This is a genomic window from Streptomyces calidiresistens (assembly GCF_014141525.1).
GTDB classification, from domain to species: Bacteria; Actinomycetota; Actinomycetes; order Streptomycetales; family Streptomycetaceae; genus Streptomyces; species Streptomyces calidiresistens.
Map to the genome: position 1 here is coordinate 1 of NZ_VKHS01000026.1, position 18,995 is coordinate 18,995.

General features: G+C 72.0%; 10 protein-coding genes, 1 tRNA gene and 1 rRNA gene. 2 read left to right on the forward strand and 10 right to left on the reverse strand.

Annotation, left to right across the window (positions count from 1 at the left end):
* Positions 1–1,155, forward strand: a 1,155-nt coding sequence (locus FOE67_RS02560) for an Lhr family helicase (protein WP_438874173.1), incomplete at its 5' end; no start/stop codon positions are given.
* Positions 1,156–1,262: 107 nt separating this feature from the next.
* On the opposite strand, the gene FOE67_RS02565 is transcribed toward FOE67_RS02560, so the two are convergent.
* The 8 genes from FOE67_RS02565 to FOE67_RS02600 form a co-directional block, all read right to left on the reverse strand.
* Positions 1,263–1,643: a helix-turn-helix domain-containing protein gene (locus FOE67_RS02565; RefSeq protein ID WP_143616869.1), complete on the reverse strand. Its 381-nt coding sequence runs from the start codon at positions 1,641–1,643 to the stop codon at positions 1,263–1,265.
* Positions 1,644–2,110: 467 nt separating this feature from the next.
* Entirely contained in the window at positions 2,111–2,662 is a 552-nt protein-coding gene (locus tag FOE67_RS02570) for a CinA family protein (protein ID WP_438874174.1), read from the reverse strand.
* Between the two features lie 101 nt (positions 2,663–2,763).
* On the reverse strand, positions 2,764–3,429 hold the full coding sequence (gene pgsA / locus FOE67_RS02575) for a CDP-diacylglycerol--glycerol-3-phosphate 3-phosphatidyltransferase (protein ID WP_182660104.1): 666 nt from the start codon (positions 3,427–3,429) through the stop codon (positions 2,764–2,766).
* A complete protein-coding gene (rimO, locus tag FOE67_RS02580) occupies positions 3,429–4,979 on the reverse strand; it encodes a 30S ribosomal protein S12 methylthiotransferase RimO (protein WP_182660105.1) in 1,551 nt (516 codons plus the stop codon). The genes pgsA and rimO overlap by 1 nt, the downstream gene beginning before the upstream one ends.
* A gap of 182 nt (positions 4,980–5,161) precedes the next feature.
* Positions 5,162–6,016, reverse strand: coding sequence for a helix-turn-helix domain-containing protein (locus FOE67_RS02585; protein ID WP_182660106.1), 855 nt, complete (start codon positions 6,014–6,016; stop codon positions 5,162–5,164).
* A gap of 192 nt (positions 6,017–6,208) precedes the next feature.
* Positions 6,209–8,935, reverse strand: coding sequence for an FtsK/SpoIIIE family DNA translocase (locus FOE67_RS02590; protein WP_182660107.1), 2,727 nt, complete (start codon positions 8,933–8,935; stop codon positions 6,209–6,211).
* 161 nt (positions 8,936–9,096) lie between these two features.
* Positions 9,097–9,762, reverse strand: a complete 666-nt coding sequence (locus FOE67_RS02595) for a response regulator (RefSeq protein ID WP_182660108.1) — start codon at positions 9,760–9,762, stop codon at positions 9,097–9,099.
* A 242-nt stretch (positions 9,763–10,004) separates the two neighbouring features.
* A complete protein-coding gene (locus FOE67_RS02600; RefSeq protein ID WP_182660109.1) occupies positions 10,005–15,605 on the reverse strand; it encodes a HAMP domain-containing protein in 5,601 nt (1,866 codons plus the stop codon).
* Between the two features lie 240 nt (positions 15,606–15,845).
* On the opposite strand from FOE67_RS02600, the gene FOE67_RS02605 reads away from it, so the two are divergent.
* Complete coding sequence (locus FOE67_RS02605) at positions 15,846–18,452, forward strand: SpoIIE family protein phosphatase (protein ID WP_323384081.1); 2,607 nt, start codon at positions 15,846–15,848, stop codon at positions 18,450–18,452.
* Positions 18,453–18,596: 144 nt separating this feature from the next.
* Here the strand turns inward: FOE67_RS02605 and FOE67_RS02610 are convergent.
* Both FOE67_RS02610 and rrf read right to left on the reverse strand, forming a co-directional pair.
* Positions 18,597–18,669: transfer RNA gene (locus tag FOE67_RS02610), tRNA-Thr, on the reverse strand.
* A gap of 4 nt (positions 18,670–18,673) precedes the next feature.
* Positions 18,674–18,790 (reverse strand): 5S ribosomal RNA (gene rrf / locus FOE67_RS02615).
* Between the last annotated feature and the right edge of the window lie 205 nt (positions 18,791–18,995).

Genomic DNA, 18,995 nt, shown 5'->3' on the forward strand with positions numbered 1-18,995 from the left:
CTGCCGGGGCGGGACGGCTGGGTCGCCCTGTATCCGGCGGACACCGCGCCGCTTCTGGTCCCCGAGCCGACGCCGCTGGAGTTCGGGCCGACGCACCGGGCCGTGCTGGAGGCGTTGGAGGGCGGCTACGGCCTGTTCTTCCGACAGCTCGCGGCGGCGGTCGCCGACGCGGCGGAGGATCCCGGGGCACGGCCGGGCGAGGAGGAACTGGTACGGGTGGTGTGGGACCTCACCTGGGCCGGGTTGCTGACCAACGACACCATCGGGCCCCTGCGAGCGCTCCTGGGCTCGGGGCGGACCGCGGGCTCGACCGCCCATCGGGGTCGCCGCCCGGCGCCCCGGGCCCGGCTCGGCCGCCCGCCGGGGCCCGCCGGTGCGGGAGCGGGCCGGCCGGGGGGCGGCCCGCCGACGGTGGCCGGGCGGTGGGCCCTGGTGCCCCGCGAGGCGGAGCCCACGGCCGCCCGGGAACGGGAGGAGCACGCCACGCTCCGCGCCCACGCCCTGGCCGGTGCGCTGCTGGACCGGCACGGCGTGGTCACCCGAGGGGCGGTGGCCGCCGAGCGCACCCCGGGCGGCTTCGCCGCCGCCTACCGGGTGCTCTCCGCCTTCGAGGAGACCGGGCGGGCCCGTCGCGGGTACGTGGTCGAGGGATTGGGCGCGGCGCAGTTCGCCCTGGACGGTGCGGTGGACCGGGTGCGCTCGTCGGGCCCGGCCGGGCCCGGGGCCGCGGCGGGCCGGCCGCCCCTGCGGGCGGTGGTGCTGGCCGCCACCGATCCGGCCAACGCCTACGGGGCCGCGCTGCCCTGGCCCGAGTCCCCCGGTGGCGCCGGGCACAAACCGGGACGCAAGGCGGGAGCGCTCGTGGTCCTGGTGGACGGCGCGCTGGTGCTCTACGTGGAGCGCGGGGGGCGGACGGTCCTGGAGTGGACGGCGGACGACCGGGCCGGGGGGCCGGGCGAGAGGGAGGCGCGGGCCGCGGTCGGGGCACTCGCGGAGGCCGTGCGGGCGGGCGCGCTCGGAACGCTCACCGTGCAGCGGATCAACGGGATTCCCGCGCTGGAGGACACGGAGCGGGCCGCCCGACTGGAGGAGGCGGGCTTCCGGCCCGGCCCGCAGGGACTGCGGTTGCGCGGCGGGACCTCCGGCACCGTCTGACCGGCCCGGGGCCGGTCGTGCCCCGGGCACGTGCCCGGACAGGGGCCGGGGGCCGGTGGGGCGAGTGGAGGGTGAGCGACGCGGGGTCGTGCCGCCCGAGCCGGGGCTCAGGCGGCGACGACGTCCACGGCTTCGGCCGGCGCCTCGATGGTGACGTGATCCTCGGGGCGCCGGGTGACGGAGGTCACCCGAACGGGGTTGAACATGGGACGCATCGGCGGCGGCACCGTGTCACTCGCGGCGGACCTGGCGAGCTCGGCGAGGGCCAGTTCGTCACTGACCTCCCGCATGAGCTCCGACATCCGGACATCCAACGCGTCACAGATGGCGGCCAGCAGCTCGGAGGAAGCCTCCTTCTGACCGCGTTCCACCTCGGACAGGTAGCCGAGGGAAACCCGGGCGGATGAGGACACTTCGCGCAGGGTGCGGCCCTGACGTTGGCGCTGCCGACGCAGCACGTCACCCAGCAGGCGACGGAGCAGGATCATCGGTGGCTCCCTCCTCGGACCGTTGGCCTCGCTGGTTTCCATGCCCCACCGTACCGCCTCGGACTCCAACCGTGAGGGGATGGCCGTCGTGTTCGCTGAAGGCGCATGGCGGATCGAACTACTCCCGGGGGATGAACATCGGGCGGCCGCTCCGGGTGTCCCCGGCGCGGAAACGGATCGGTGTGCCGGCGAGGCGCCGGTCGACCCGGCGACGGCAGGCGGGACACCGTTCACGGTGGGGCGGACGGTGTCGTCGCGCGGCGGATGGGCGTCCGTCGATCGACGAGCCGTCCCTCCCGACCGTACCCCGCCGGGGCGTCCCACACATCCGGCGACGGAAAAGGCGGAAAAAGTCCTGTCGGACGGACAAAGCCGACCGGATGTCGGAGCCGGGACCGCGTTCGTCGCGGTGACCGGATCGCGGCGCGCCGGCCGGAGGGCGCCGTGATGCCCCCGGACCCCGGGGATCACGGGGCGGGGATCCCACCCGCCAACAGGGCCTCGGAGAGAGCCACCAGGACCGCCCGGGTGGTCGCCTCCCGGATCTCGCCCCGGCTGCGCTCCCCCAGCCCGGGCGGCAGGCGCCGGGCCACCGGGCGCGTGGCCCCGGGGCCCGCCACGGCGATGAACACGGTCCCGGGCGGATGTCCGTCCTGGGGGTCGGGACCGGCCACGCCGGTGGTGGCGACGCCCCAGTCGGCGCCCATCAGGTCGCGCACCCCGAGCGCCATCCGACGGGCCACCTCGGGATCCACCGCCCCTCGCTCCTCGAGGAGGGCGCCGTCGACGCCCAGCACCCGCTCCTTGACGGCGGTGGCATAGGCGGTGACGGACCCCAGGAAGGCGGCGGAGGAGCCGGGCGCGTCGGTCAGCGCCGCGGCGACCAGCCCGCCGGTGAGGGACTCGGCCGCGGCCACGGTCTCCCCGCGTCGGCGCAGCAGCCACAACAGACGCGCCGCCGGTTCCTCCGCCTCCGGGGCGGGGGGCGGCTCGGTGGACCGTTCGGGGGGACAGTCCACCGGGGCGGGTCGGGAGTCCTCCCGGACCGCCCCGGTGCTCCCGCCGCGCATCTCGTCGTCCGCCGGCTCGGACGGGGTTCCGCTCACGTGCTGGTGTCCTCTCACTCTCCCTCGTGCCGGGCCCGGGCCCGGCCGTCCCCGCTCTTCTGCCCGGCGGAACCGGCTCGACGCAGGGCGATGGCCTGACGCAGGTAGTCCAGCCCGGTGGCCACGGTCAGGACGACGGCCGCGGCCATGACCCACCACCGCAGGGTGGCCAGGGGTCCGGTGAGCACCAGGATGTACATGCCCACGCCCACGCCCTGGGTGAGGGTCTTGAGCTTGCCGCCCCTGCCGGCGGGCATGACGCCGTAGCGGATCACCCAGAAACGCATCAGGGTGATCCCCAGCTCACGGGCGAGGATCACCACCGTGACCCACCAGGGCAGGTCCCCCAGGACGGAGAGGCAGACGAGCGCCGCGCCCATGATCGCCTTGTCGGCGATGGGGTCGGCGATCTTCCCGAAGTCGGTGACCAGGTCGTGGCGCCGGGCCAGTTCGCCGTCGAAGAGGTCGGTGATCATGGCGATCGTGAAGGCCGCCCAGGCCAGGGAGCGCCATGCCGGGTCGTCCCCGCCGCCCACGAACATCAGTGCCACGAAGCCCGGCACGAGCGCCAGCCTGATCATGGTGAGGATGTTGGCGATGTTCCACAGACCGGCGGTCCCGGTCGCCCCTCGCGGGGCGGGTCGGGCGGCGCCGCCCGCCGCGGCGGAGGCACCTCTCATCAGCGCCCCCCGACGGCGGATCCGGCCGGCTCGGGGGCTCCGGCGACATCGGCCGGGGAGAGTTCGGCGACCAGGTCCACGCCCTCGGTGCCGACCACCTCCGCGACGACGAACACGCCCGGCGCAAGATCCTCCACGCCCTCGCCGACCAGCACCGTCTGGCCGTCGGTCTCCGGCGCCTGGTGGGCACCACGACCGATGGCGACCGGCTCGCCGTCGGGGTCGTCATCCTCGGTACCGAGGCTCTCGACCATCACCACGACCCGCTCCCCGACCCGCTCCTCCGCACGCTGGGCGGTCAGTTCCTCGGCCAGCCGGGTGACGCGCTCCACCCGCTCGGCGACGACCTCCGGGGGGTTCTTGTCGGTGTAGTCGGCGGCCTCGGTACCCTCCTCGTCCGAATAGCCGAAGACACCGATGGCGTCCAGCCGCGCGGCGGACAGGAAACGCTCCAACTCCGCCAGGTCCGCCTCGCTCTCGCCGGGGAAACCGACGATGAAGTTGGAGCGCACGCCGGCCTCGGGAGCCCGGGAACGGATGGTGTCCAGCAGTTCCAGGAAGCGGTCGGTGTCGCCGAAGCGCCGCATCGCGCGCAACACGCCGGGGGCGGAGTGCTGGAAGGACAGGTCGAAGTAGGGGGCGACCTTCCCGGTACCGGTCAGCACGTCGATCAGGCCCGGACGCATCTCCGCGGGCTGCAGGTAACTGACCCGGATGCGCTCGAGGCCGTCCACCGCCGCCAGCTCCGGCAGCAGCGACTCCAGCAGCCGGATGTCGCCCAGGTCCTTGCCGTAGGAGGTGTTGTTCTCGGAGACCAGCATGATCTCCCGCACCCCCTCGTCCGCGAGCCAGCGCGCCTCGTTGAGCACGTCGGAGGGACGGCGGGAGATGAAGGAGCCCCGGAACGAGGGGATGGCGCAGAACGAGCAGCGGCGGTCGCAGCCGGAGGCGAGTTTCACGGAGGCGACCGGGCCGGAGCCGAGCCGCCGGCGCAGCGGCGGACGCGGACCGGAGGCGGGCGCGACCCCCGCCGGAAGATCCGCGGGGGCACCGGCACCCGGCGCGGTCGGGGTGTCCCCGTGGCCGGGCACGGCGACGGCACCCGCCGCGTCCTGTCGGGCGGTGGGGGCGAGCGGCAGCAGCTTGCGCCGGTCGCGCGGGACGTGGGGAACGTGCTCGCCACCGCCGAGAATGGTGCCCAGGCGGTCGGAGATGTCGGCGTAGTCGTCGAAGCCGAGCACCCCGTCGGCCTCCGGCAGCGCCGCGGCGAGTTCCCGACCGTAGCGCTCCGCCATGCAGCCCACGGCGACCACGGCCCGGGTGCGCCCGCCGGCGGCCTTGAGGTCGTTGGCCTCCAGGAGGGCGTCCACCGAGTCCTTCTTGGCAGCCTCGACGAACCCGCAGGTGTTGACGACCGCCACGTCGGCCTCGGCGGCGTCCTCTACGAGGTCCCAGCCGTCCGCGGCCAGGCGGCCCGCCAGTTCCTCGGAGTCCACCTCGTTGCGGGCACAGCCCAGCGTGACCAGGGCGACGGTGCGGCGTTCAGACATGCTCTCAGCGTACTTCGTCCCGGGCACCCCGCTTCGCACGGGAGGCACCGCCCGGGGGCCGCGGGGCGACCGACCGACGGCCCCCGGAAGGGGGCCAACGACTCCGGGCCCGCTCCGGTCGGAGCGGGCCCGGTGGGCACGGCGGTGGAAGCAGCGGGAGGGGGCCGGGGCCCGACGGGACCTCAGCCCTCCTCCGGGTCCCCCTTGGTGAAACTGAGCCGCTGCACCTCTCCGGAACCCCCGACCTCGGGAATGTGCCGGCCGTTGACGTACAGCTCGATCGCCCCGGCGTTGCCGGTGATCAGATCGATCCGCTCGTCGTCGGTGAAGGTCTCGGAGTCACCGTCCTCCAGCTCGCCCTCGAAGAGCTGCTGGCCGTTGACGTCACGAACCGAGATCCAGCTGCGGCCGGAGGCGACGATGCGGACGGTCACCCGGTCCGCGGGGGCGCCGGCGACCGCTTCGTCGGCGTCCTCGTCGCCCGGGGCGTCCGCCCCGTCGGTCCCCTCGTCCGAGGCGTCGTCGGTGGGCCCGCCGGCGGAGTCGGACCCGGGCTCGTCGCCCGCCTCGTGCTCCGCGCCGGCGTCGGTGTCCTCGCCGGCGGCCTCGGGGGTACCGGTGGCCCGCTCGTCACCGTTGAGGGCGTTGAAGCCGACGAACCCGACCACGGCGACGATCGCCGCGACCATGGCCGCCGTCCAGTTGGGACGCCGCGGCTCGGGACGGATGCGCTCCGCCTCGAAGACCGGGGCGGCCGGGGGCAGGGCGGGCGGTGTGCCGCGCTCGGCGTTGAACCGGGCGACGAGGTCGTCCGGTGGCAGGCCGACGGCCCGCGCCAGGGTGCGCAGATGCCCGCGCGCGTAGACGTCGCCACCGCAGCGGGAGAAGTCGTCCTGCTCGATGGCCTGGATGATGGGCGCCCGAACCCGGGTCGTGGCGCTGATCTCCTCCACGGTCAAACCGGAGTCGAGGCGCGCCTTCTGAAGTGTGCGGCCGACGGAGGGGCGGTCCTCGGCCGAAGCGTTGCCTTGGGACACGGGAGCGCCTTTCGAGCGTGAAAACCGTGTGCTGTGGAAGTCAAGTCTAGGGTGCCGGAAGGACACAGGGGCCGGTTGGCCCCACCTCTTCCGGCCGCGGTCGGACACCGTTCGCCGATCGTTATCGAACGCGATCACGGGGGATGACCCGGAGGTCGTCGCGCGCGGCGAGCGGGAGGGACACCCCATCCGTCACTCAGCGGTCTCCCCACGAATGCGCCCCAGTACACCCTCGAGTTCGTCGGGCTTGACCAGCACGTCCCGGGCCTTGGAACCCTCGCTGGGCCCCACCACCCCGCGGGACTCCATCAGGTCCATCAACCGACCCGCCTTGGCGAACCCCACGCGCAGCTTGCGCTGCAGCATCGAGGTGGAGCCGAACTGCGTCGAGACCACCAGCTCCGCGGCCTGGCACAACAGGTCCAGGTCGTCGCCGATCTCCTCGTCGATCTCCCGCTTCCCGCCCTGACCGGCCGTCACGTCCTCACGGAACACCGGCTCCATCTGCTTCTTGCAGTGGGCGACGACCGCCGCGACCTCCTTCTCGGACACGAACGCGCCCTGCATACGGGTCGGCTTGTTCGCCCCCATCGGCAGGAAGAGCCCGTCGCCCTTGCCGATCAGCTTCTCCGCGCCCGGCTGATCCAGGATCACCCGACTGTCCGCCAGGGAGGAGGTGGCGAACGCCAACCGGGAGGGCACGTTGGCCTTGATCAGGCCGGTGACCACGTCCACGCTCGGCCGCTGGGTGGCGAGCACCAGGTGGATACCGGCGGCCCGGGCGAGCTGGGTGATGCGGACGATCGCGTCCTCCACGTCACGCGGCGCGACCATCATCAGGTCGGCCAACTCGTCGACGATCACCAACAGGTACGGGTAGGGGGTCGGCTCGCGGTCCACCCCGTGGGGGGCCTCCACCTCCCCGGCTCGGACGGCGGCGTTGAAGTCGTCGATGTGCCGGAAGCCGTAGGCCGCCAGGTCGTCGTAGCGCAGATCCATCTCGCGCACGACCCACTGCAGGGCCTCGGCCGCCTTCTTGGGGTTGGTGATGATCGGCGTGATGAGGTGCGGGATGCCCTCGTAGGCGGTCAGCTCCACCCGTTTGGGGTCCACCAGGACCAGTCGCACGTCCTCCGGGGTGGCACGCATCATCACCGAGGTGATCAGGCAGTTGATGTTCGAGGACTTGCCGGAACCGGTGGCGCCGGCGACCAGGACGTGCGGCATCGCCGCCAGGTTGGCGGTCACGTATCCGCCCTCCACGTCCTTGCCCAGCCCCACCAGCAGCGGATGGTCCTCCTCCGACGCGGCGGCGGTGCGCAGCACGTCCCCGAGGTTGACCATCTCCCGGTCGGTGTTGGGGATCTCGATGCCCACCGCGGACTTGCCGGGGATCGGGCTGATGATCCGCACGTCGGGACTGGCCACCGCGTAGGCGATGTTCTTGGTCAGCGCGGTGATCTTCTCCACCTTCACCGCCGGGCCCAACTCCACCTCGTAGCGGGTGACCGTGGGGCCGCGGGTGAAACCGGTCACCCGGGCGTCCACCTTGAACTCCGAGAAGACGGTGCTCAGGGACTCCACCACCGCGTCGTTGGCGGGGCTGCGGGTACGGCCCGGCCCACCCCGGGTCAACAGGTCCAACGCGGGCAGCGAATAGGTGATGTCACCGGAGAGCTGCAGTTGCTCGGCACGGGGCGGCAGCGGACCCGTCGGCTCCGGGGCCCGCTTGGTGAGGTCGGGCACCGTACCGCCCGCGCTCCCGGGGGCCTCCGGGGGCGACGCGGCGACGGCCTGCACGGCCTCCGCCGCCACGGGCTCGACACGGGCCCCGGCGGGATCGCCGCGCCGCATGGACACCCGGCTGCTGATGTCGGCGACCACGGGCGAGGGCTGCACCCCGTGCAGCACCGCTCCGTCCAGCGCCGCGGCGGTGGCGGCGGCGCTGTCGATCGCCTCGTCCTCGCCCTCGGGACGGGAACGCCGACGACGCCCCCCGCGCCCCCGACCACCGGTGTCGGCGGACCCGCGCGCGGCGGGCACCTCCCCCCGCCCGCGCCGGCCGGTGCCCCGGACCCGTTCGGCCGCCTCCTCGACGGCGACCACCTCGTCGTAGGAGTCGGTGGGCTTGTCCATCCGCACCCGCTCGCCGTCCTCGCGCGGTTCGAGCAGCCCGAGACGGACCGCGCCCTCCCGCAGCCGGCGCGGAATCGCGTTCACCGGCGTGGCGGTGACCACCAACAGGCCGAAGACGGTGACCAGCACCAGCAGCGGCACCGCGAGCGACTCGCCCACCAGGAAGATCAACGGCCGGGAGGCGAGCCAGCCGATCAGTCCCCCGGCGTCGCGCAGCGCCTGCGCGCCGGCGGCCCGACCGGGGGCACCCGCCGCCAGGTGCACCAACCCCAGCACGCCCACCACCAGCGCGCCGAGACCGATCACGATGCGACCGTTGGCCTCCGGTTTCTCCGGGTGCCGGATGAGCCGGACCGCGACGAAGAACAACAACAGGGGGAAGATCAGGTCCAGCCGCCCCAGGGCACCGGTGACCAGCAGGGTCACCCACTCCCCCAGCAGCCCCTCGGGGTGGGACCAGGTACCGGCGGCCACCACCAGCGCGGCACCCATCAGCAACAGCGCCAGTCCGTCCTTGCGATGGGCCGGATCCAGACCGCGGGTGCTGTTCCCCACCCCTCGGAACATGGCGCCCACCGAGTGGGCGATGCCCAACCACACCGCGCGCAGCACCCGGTACAGCGGGTTGCGGGCCGGGGGCTTCTTCTTCGCGGCGGGTCGGGAGCGGGCCGCGGGCCGCGCGGCGGCCTTTTTCGCGGAGGCGGCCTTTTTGGCGGGGGTCCCGCCCGCGCGCCCTCCGGCGCGCGTGCTCCGAGAGCTGTTGCGAGACGTACCGGAGGCCATGGGGACGAGGTTACCGGTGTCGGGCCCCAGGGGCACGGAGGTCGGACCCGCGCCCGGGGAGCGCGCCGGGGAAACGGCCGGCAGGGGACCCCGGGGCCGAAATCCCCCCGCCGACGCGGGAGAAGGCGTGAGCCGGGGCGGGCCGGCGGGCCCGCCCCGGCTCACTCCACGACGGAGGAGGGGGCGGAGGCCACCGGGTCCAGGGCGTCCAGCGCCCGGCGCAGTCCCGCGATCCGCCGCTCCAGGTGCCCCATGCCGGAGGCGACCGCCGGACTGCCGTTCTCGGCCACCTCCCGCCCCAGTGCCTCGGCCTGCTCCTCCACCGAGGCCAGCAGTCCGGACAACTCGGGCAGCAGGCGACGGGAGGCGCCTGCGTCACCCAACTCGTCGTCCAGTCCCTCGCCGAGGAGCCGGGCCTGCTCGGCCAACTGCACGTTCTTCTGGTACAGGTCCACGAAGACGTTGACCTTCGCGCGCAGCACCCACGGGTCGAAGGGCTTGGAGATGTAGTCCACCGCCCCGGCCGCGTAGCCCCGGAACGTGTGGTGCGGCCCGTGGTTGATGGCCGTCAGGAAGATGATCGGGATGTCACGGGTGCGCTCCCGGCGCTTGATGTGGGCGTGGGCGGCCGTCTCGAAGCCGTCCATGCCGGGCATCTGGACATCCAACAGAATCACGGCGAAGTCGTCCGTGAGCAGCGCTTTGAGCGCCTCCTCCCCGGAGGACGCCCGGACCAGGGTCTGATCGAGCGCCGAGAGGATGGCCTCCAGCGCCAGCAGATTCTCCGGCCGATCGTCCACCAGGAGGATTTTGGCCTTCTGAACCATGGCCTGTCCTCCTCCGCCCGGGCGGTATGGCCCGTACCGCCCCCGATGGCGGCTCCGGTGAGCCACCTCTGTCGTGCCGCACATGGTAGCGGCACTCCCCTACCCGGACACACCCGGTCACCGCGGTGTCACCGATCGAGGGGTGGAGGGCGATCCCCCGGGGGTGAACGACCCGGCGCCGGCGGGAGTTCCCGTCGACGCCCGGTCGTTCACCGTTTTCTCCAACGGACCCGGAACGGGGGTCAGTCGCCGCTCTTCCCGACCGGGCCGCCCTCGCCGCTCATCCATCGCCGCATCAGCTCCAGCAGGTGGTCGGTGTCCACCGGCTTGGTGACGTAGTCGGAGGCCCCGGACTCGATGCTCTTCTCCCGGTCGCCGCGCATCGCCTTGGCCGTGAGGGCGATGATCGGCAGGCCGGAGAACTGCGGCATCCGTCGGATCGCGGAGGTCGTGGCGTACCCGTCCATCTCCGGCATCATGATGTCCATCAGGACGAGCACCACGTCCTCGTTGGCCTCCAGCACCTCGATGCCCTCCCGCCCGTTCTCGGCGTACAGGACCCGCAGCCCGCGCTGCTCGAGGACGCTGGTCAGCGCGAAGACGTTGCGCACGTCGTCGTCGACGATGAGGACCTTCTCGTTGTCGAAGGACGGCCCCCGGTCCGCGGAGGCGCCGGGACGCTCCCCGATCCCGGTCCCCGTCGGCCCGTCGACCTCGCCCTGTTCCCGGTCCCGGCCGTTGAGGAATCGGCTGCGCCTGCGCAGCGTGAGCTGCTCCGCCGCCCGTTCCGCGGCCGACCCGGCGGCCTCCCGGACACCGGACGGCCCCGGCACCGCCACCGGCGGGTGCACGATCCCCTCCACCGGGGTCTCCCCGGCCGTCCCCTCGGCCGTCCCCTCCGCCCCGGCGTCCGGCTCACCGACCTGCTCGGTGGTGCCCGCGGGCAGCGCGGGGAGCGCTCCGGCGGCCTGCGCCTCCGCGGAGGGGGCCAACGTCCCACCGACCGTCTCACCGTAGCCCGGCGGGGGCAGCCGGGTGGGCTGCAGGGGCAGGTAGAGCGTGAAGGTGGAACCGCGGCCGGGTTCGCTGGCCGCGTGGATCTCCCCGCCCAGCAGGCGGGCGATCTCCCGACTGATGGACAGGCCCAGGCCGGTGCCGCCGTACTTGCGGCTGGTGGTCCCGTCCGCCTGCTTGAACGCCTCGAAGATGACCCGCATCTTGCTCGGGGCGATGCCGATGCCGGTGTCGGTGACCGCGAAGGCCACCATCGGCGCGTCCGGCGTGGCCAGCGCGCCGCTGCGCGCCACCTGCTCCCGGATCTCCGGCGGCACGTCCCGGCCGGCGGGCCGGATCACCAGCTCCACCGAGCCGTGCTCGGTGAACTTCACCGCGTTGCCCAGCAGGTTCCGCAACACCTGCAGCAGCCGCTGCTCGTCGGTGTGGAGGGTGGCGGGCAGCTCCGGGGAGACCCGCACCGAGAACTCCAGGTTCTTCTCGGCGGTCAGGGGCCGGACCGACGCCTCGATGTAGTCCACCAGTTGCACCAGGGCGATCCTGGTCGGACTGACGTCCATCTTGCCCGCCTCGACCTTCGAGAGGTCGAGGATGTCGTTGATCAGCTGGAGCAGGTCCGAACCGGCGTTGTGGATGGTCTCGGCGAACTCCACCTGCTTGCCGCTGAGGTTGCCCTCGGCGTTGTCGGCGAGCAGCTTGGCGAGGATCAGCAGGGAGTTCAACGGGGTGCGCAACTCGTGCGACATGTTCGCCAGGAACTCCGACTTGTAGCGCATGGAGAGCGCCAACTGCTCCGCGCGCTCCTCGAGCACCTGACGGGCCTGCTCGATCGCCGAGTTCTTCACCTCGATGTCGCGGTTGGTCTCCGCGAGCTGGTCGGCCTTGTCCTTGAGCTGCTCGTTGGAGGCCTGCAGCGCCTGCTGCTGACGCTCCAGCTCGGCCGAGCGGTCCTTCAACTCGTCGGCCAGCTTCTGCGACTGCCGCAGCAACATCTCGGTACGGGTGTTGACCGAGATGGTGTTGACGCTGGTGGCGATCATCTCCGCCATCTGGGAGAGGAAGTCGAGCTGGATCGGGGTGAACTCCTGGAACGACGCCAGCTCGACCACGCCGAGCACCGTGCCCTCGAAGAGGACCGGGATCACCACCACGTGCGCCGGCTGCGCCTCCCCCAGACCGGAGGAGATCTTCAGGTAGCCCTCGGGGGTGCGTCCGGCGGAGATCATGCGCCGCTGCCGGGCGGCGGTGCCGATCAGCGCCTCCCCCGGCCTGAAGGAGGTCGGCATGGTGTCCGCGGCGTAGCCGTAGGCGCTCAGCAGCCTCAGCTCGTAGTTCCCGTCCTCGCCCGGTCCGGCGACCACCTCCGACTCCCCGGAGGACGGGGCCGCCAGGTAGAACGCGCCGTGCGGGGCGGAAACGGCCGGGGCCAGCTCGCTCATGATGAGTTCGGCCACGTCCCTCAGCTCGCGGCGACCCTGCATGAGGTTGGAGATGCGGGCCAGGTTGCCCTTGAGCCAGTCCTGCTCCTTGTTGGTCATGGTGGTCTCGCGCAGGTTGCCGATCATCGTGTTGATCGTGTCCTGCAGCTCCAGGATCTCCCCGGCGGCCTCCGCCTCCACCCGGACCGTGTGGTCGCCGCGGGTCACCGCGGTCGCCACCCTGGCGATGCTGCGCACCTGACGGGTCAGGTTGCCCGCCATCTCGTTCACCGAGTCGGTGAGTTCCTTCCAGGTGCCCGCGACGTCCCGCACCCGGGCCTGGCCGCCGAGCTGTCCCTCGGTGCCCACCTCGCGCGCCACCCGGGTGACCTGGTCCGCGAAGGAGGACAGCTGATCGACCATCGTGTTGATGGTCGTCTTCAGCTCCAGGATCTCCCCGCGCGCCTCGATGTCGATCTTCTTCGTCAGGTCACCGCGGGCGATGGCCGTGGTCACCATGGCGATGTTCCGCACCTGGCCGGTCAGGTTGCTGGCCATGTTGTTCACGGACTCGGTCAGGTCGCGCCACATGCCGGAGACACCGGGCAGTCGGGCCTGACCCCCCAGCATCCCCTCGGTTCCCACCTCCCGGGCGACCCGGGTGACCTCGTCCGCGAAGGACGACAGGGTCGTCACCATGGTGTTGACCGCATCGGCCAGTTGGGCGACCTCACCGCTGGCCTCGACCGTCACCTGCTTGGTCAGGTCACCGTTGGCGACGGCGGTGGCCACCGCGGAGATGTTGCGGACCTGGCCGGTCAGGTTGCGGGCCATGAGGTTGACGTTGTCGGTCAGGTCCTTCCAGGTGCCGGAGACCCCGCGCACCTCCGCCTGACCGCCCAGCCGGCCCTCGGTCCCCACCTCGCGCGCCACCCGCGTGACCTGCTCGGCGAAGGACGACAGCTGGTCCACCATCGTGTTGACGGTGGTGACCAGTTCGAGGATCTCGCCCCGGGCCGGGACGGTGATCTTCTTGGACAGGTCGCCGCGCGCGACCGCCGTGGTGACCTCGGCGATGTTCCTGACCTGGAGGGTCAGGTTGTTCGCCATGTTGTTCACCGACTCGGTCAGGTCCTTCCAGGTGCCGGAGACCCCGCGCACCTCCGCCTGACCGCCCAGCTGCCCCTCGGTCCCCACCTCGCGCGCCACCCGCGTGACCTGCTCGGCGAAGGACGACAGCTGGTCGACCATCGTGTTGAGGACTTCCTTCAGCTCCAGGATCTCGCCCCGGGCCTCCACCGTGATCTTCTGCGACAGGTCGCCCCGCGCCACCGCGGTGGCCACCTGGGCGATGTTCCGCACCTGGTCGGTCAGGTTGTTCGCCATGCCGTTGACGGAGTCGGTCAGCTCCCGCCAGACCCCCGCCACGCCCGGCACCTGCGCCTGGCCGCCGAGGCGTCCCTCGGTACCCACCTCGCGGGCCACCCCGGTGACCTGGTCGGCGAAGGCCGACAACTGGTCGACCATCGTGTTGATGGTGCTCTTCAACTCCAGGATCTCGCCGCGCGCCGGCACCGTGATCTTCTGCGACAGGTCGCCCCGCGCCACGGCCGTCGTCACCTGGGCGATACCGCGCACCTGATCGGTCAGGTTCAACGCCATGAAGTTCACCGAGTCGGTGAGCTGCTTCCAGGTGCCGGAGACATCCTGCACCTCGGCCTGACCGCCCAGCCGGCCCTCGATGCCCACCTCGCGCGCCACCCGGGTCACCTGCTCGGCGAACGAGGAGAGCTGGTTCACCATCTTGTTGACGGTGTTCTTCAGCTCCAGCATCTCCCCGGCCACGTCCACCGTGACCTTCTGCGTCAGATCACCGTTGGCCACCGCCGTCGTCACCTGCGCGATGTTGCGGACCTGACCGGTGAGGTTGCGGAAGGCCGTGTTGACGGAGTCCGTCAGGTCCTTCCAGGAACCGTCGACCCCCTGCACCGACGCCTGACCGCCGAGGACACCCTCGTCACCGATCTCCCGGGCGACCCGGGTGACCTCGAACTGGAACGACGACAGCTGGTCCACCATCTTGTTGACGGTGTTCTTCAGCTCCAGCATCTCCCCGGCCACGTCCACCGTGACCTTCTGCGTCAGATCACCGTTGGCCACCGCCGTCGTCACCTGCGCGATGTCCCGGACCTGCGCGGTCAGGTTGCGGAAGGCGTTGTTGACCGAGTCGGTGAGGTCCTTCCACGTGCCGGAGACGCCCTGGACCCGGGCCTGACCGCCCAGCCGCCCCTCGGTACCCACCTCGCTGGCGGCACGGGTGACCTCGTCCGCGAAGGTGCGCAGCGTCTCGGTCATCGCGTTGATGGTCTCGGCCAACTGGGCGACCTCGCCGCGGGCGGTGACGGTGATCTGCTGGGAGAGGTCGCCGTGCGCGACCGCCGTCGTCACCTGGGCGATCTCCCGGACCTGCGCGGTCAGGTTGCTCGCCATCGTGTTGACCGAGTCGGTCAGGTCCTTCCAGACCCCGCCGACGCCCTCCACCTTCGCCTGGCCGCCCAGCTGGCCCTCGGTACCGACCTCCCGGGCGACCCGGGTGACCTCCGACTGGAAGGACGAGAGCTGGTCCACCATCCGGTTGACGGTGTTCTTCAGCTCCAGCATCTCGCCCTCGACGTGCACGGTGACCTTCTGCGACAGGTCGCCGTTGGCCACCGCCGTCGTCACCTGGGCGATGTTGCGCACCTGTGCGGTCAGCCGGTGCGCCATCGTGTTGACCGAATCGGTCAGGTCCTTCCAGCTGCCCGACAACCCGCGGTCCTTGGCCTGGCCGCCGAGCTTGCCGCGGGTGCCGACCTCACTCGCGAGGCTGGTGATCTCGTCGGTGAAGGTGGACAGCTGGTCCACCAGCCCGTTCACCGTCCGGCCCACCCGCAGGAACTCCCCGCGCAGCGCCCGCCCGCCGCCGGTGGCACCGGCCCGCAGGTCCATCCGCTGCGTGAGGTCGCCCTCGGCGACGGCGCTGAGCACCCGGCCGACCTCGGAGACCGGGCGCACCAGGTCCTCCACGAGATCGTTGGCGTCGTCGATGGCCTTGGCCCAGGCCCCCTCGCAGGGCCCCGCCTCCATCCGCTCGATGAGCTTGCCCTCGCGGCCCACGACGCGGCGCACCCGGGCCAGCTGACCGGTGAGATGCAGGTTGCGGTCCGCGACGTCGTTGTAGACCGCCGCCAGCTCCGCCATGGGGCCGTCCCCCGCGACGGTCAGCCGGCGACGGAAATTGCCGTCCCGCATCGAGACCAGAGCCGAGAGGAGCCGGTTCAGGGCGACGGCATCGACTTCCACCGTCGCCCCCGCTCGCGGCTTCCCCCTGCGCACGCGTGTCCCAACGCGTGCGTGTGCTCCGTCAGACACCACTGTGTCCCTCCCACAGGGTCGGCGATGCTCGTTGTCCGGCCGGTCCCCCGGACTCCCCCCAGTGTTTCACTCCACACCGACGGGGCGATAACAGTTCGGCAGCATCGCACACCCGGGACCTCCCGGTCCGGGGGAATTCGGTGGATGTGCCGCCCGGGGTGCCGGTGGACGTCAGTAACCTGGCATCCGGCCGCCCGTGTGGGCCGCCGGGACCGAGACAGCCATTGGGGGAGTGACGTGATCACCGCGCGAGCTGCGGCCACCTTCGAGCCGGTCGGGCGTTCCGTCGCCACGGCGCGGGGCTTCGTGCGGGACACCCTGCAGGGTTGGGGGCTGGCGGAGCTGATCGACGACGCCGTGGTGCTCACCAGCGAGCTGGTCACCAACGCCGTGATCCACGCGGGGACCAGCGCCGACGTGCTCTGCCTGCGCGACGATTCCGGCGTCCGGGTGGAGGTCGTCGACCGTCACCCGGAAAGGGAACTTCCGTTCGTACCCACCCGGCGCGGCACACCGGACCCGGACAGCGAGGGCGGTCGGGGTCTGATGCTCTGCGCCGTCCTCTCCGCCGGCTGGGGCGTGGAGTACACCTCCTCCGACAAGCGCGTGTGGTTCCGGCTCGAGGAGCCCGCGCAGCCGGTCGGCACCCGTTCCGCCGGCCCCGTGTTGCCGGACGACCAGCTGCCCCTCAGCGACAGCCGGGTCCGGGTGGCCGTGGTCCAGGTGGACCGCAACGACACGATCACCTCGTGGAACGAGGACGCCGAGGCACTCTTCGCCTACACCGCCGACCAGGTCATCGGCAAACCGCTCACCGATCTCGCGGCCTGGCCGCACACCCCCGGCACCGGCACCGGCATCGCCGAGGCACTGCGGCTCTCCCGATGGGAGGGCAGCTACGGCCTGCGCGCCGCAGACGGCCGCACCGTCCCCGTCTACGCCTGTCATCTGCGCATCCGCGACGCGAGCGGCGAGCCCTCCACGGTCTGCCTGCTGGTGCGCGACCGGGAGCGCGCGGTCCTGCAGAGTCCGCTGCGCGGCCCCGTGGTCCACGGAGAGCACGGCGAGGGCGCCGGTGGCGACCCCCTGGAGGGCCTGCTCGGCTCCTCCGCCCCCGACGACCTCGACGGGCTGCTCCAGCGCACCGTCGAACGCGCCCGCGACATGTTGGACGGCGACGCTGCCTACCTGCTGCTCGCCACCGATGACGAGACCGAGCTCGAGGTCCGCGCCTCCACCGGCCTTCCCTCCGCACGACAGCGGTTCGCCCGGGTCCCCGTGGAGACCGCGAGCGGCCGCTACGGTTCGGCCCGGATGCCCGCCGTCCACGAGGACCTGGCGGCCGTCCCCGGCGCCGTGCCACTGCTCTCGGGCACCGGCATGCACTCGGTGGTCACCGTACCGCTGAAGGTCGAGGGCCGGTTGACGGGCTCGCTCGGCGTCGCCTCCGAGACGCCGGGCCGCTACGGCAACGAGGAGGCGCTGCGTCTGCAGTTCGCCGCCGACCGGATCGCGCTGGCGGTCGAGTCGGCCCGGCTCACCGAGCTGGAGCGGCTGCGCCGGGGCTCCCTGTCGTTCCTGGTGGAGGCCTCCGAACTGCTGGCGGGCACCCTGGACCCCGACCAGACCCTGGCCCTGATGGCCCAGATGACCGTCCCCAACCTGGCCAACTGGTGTGCCGTCTACACGATGCCGGAGGCCGACGCCGACCCCGTGCTCTCCTACGTCCTGCACGAGGACGAGGAGCGCATCGACGGCATCAAGTCGCTGCTGCAGCGGGTGCAGCCGCCGGACCCCGACGCCCGCCTCGGCGTGCGCCCCTGGAGCGCTCCCGCCGACGCCGCGCACAACACCGCACTGCGCTCCTCGCTGCGCCGCCTGGCCCTGGGAGGTCTCCGCCAGCCCGGCGGGGAGGTGCCCCTGGTGGCCACCGCGGCGGCGGTCGGTGGGGAAACCGTCGTGCTCCCGCTGCTGGCCCGCAACCGGGTCATCGGCCTGCTGGTGCTCGGCCGCCAGACCGACGAGCGGTTCCGTCAGGAGACGCTGGAGCTGGCCGAGGACCTCTCCCGCCGGGCGGCCCTGGCCCTGGACAACGCCCGGCTGTACCGGGAGCGCACGACCATCAGCCAGTCCCTCCAGCGCAGCCTGCTGCCCCCGGAGCTGCCCGAGATCGAGGGCGTCGAGGTGGAGGTCATCTACCGCGCCGCCGGTGAGGGCAACGAGGTCGGCGGCGACTTCTACGACCTCTTCCCCATCCGGGAGGGCGCCTTCGGATTCGCCATCGGTGACGTCTGCGGCACCGGGCCGGAAGCCGCGGCCGTGACGGGTCTGGCCCGTCACGCCCTGCGCCTGCTCGCCCGCGAGGGCCTGGGCGGACCCGCGGTGCTCGAACGTCTCAACACGGCGATCCTGGAGGAGGGGAGTCGGGCCCGCTTCCTGACCCTCCTCTACGGCGAGCTGTGGCCGCGTCCGGAGGGCGGTGCGCTGCTGAAGATGGTGTGCGCGGGGCATCCGCTGCCCCTGCGGCTGAAGCAGAACGGCCACGTGACGGCTGCCGCCGAACCCCAGCCGCTGCTGGGGGTCATCGAGGATCTGGAATTGTTCGAGGAGGAGTTCCTTCTCGAACCGGGCGACGTCCTGCTGTGCGTGACCGATGGGGTGACCGAGCGTCGGGAGGGCACCCGGATGCTGGGCGACGACGGTCTGGCCGAAGTCCTGGGCGGCTGCACCGGCCTGACGGCCGGTGCCGTGGCGGCCCGGGTGCTGCGGGCCGTCGAGCGCTTCGCCGCCGACTCCCCCTCCGATGACATGGCGATCCTCACCCTGCGCGTGCCGGAGGACTGAGGGGATTCGATGGGGCCGAGTGGCCGCCGGGGAGGGGAGAACATCCCCCCGGCGGCCACATCGTTTCGCCGGCGGTATCGTGCCCCGAAAACGAGCCGGAACACGAAAAGGCCCCCGCCGAATGGCGGGGGCCTTTTGTTTCGGAGCCCCAAAACGGAATCGAACCGTTGACCTTCTCCTTACCATGGAGACGCTCTGCCGACTGAGCTATTGGGGCAATTGTTCGGCGGCGACCTACTCTCCCACACGGTCCCCCGTGCAGTACCATCGGCGCTGAAAGGCTTAGCTTCCGGGTTCGGAATGTAACCGGGCGTTTCCCCTTCGCCATGACCACCGAAACACTGCGAAACACACACCAACCGGACCCACCAACCACCAACAAAGGAGGCCGGTGGCGGGTTGTGGTTTCAGAACCAACACAGTGGACGCGAGCACCTGAGGACAAGCCCTCGGCTTATTAGTACCGGTCAACTCCACCCCTCACAGGGCTTCCATCTCCGGCCTATCAACCCCGTCGTCTACAGGGAGCCTTACCCCATCAAA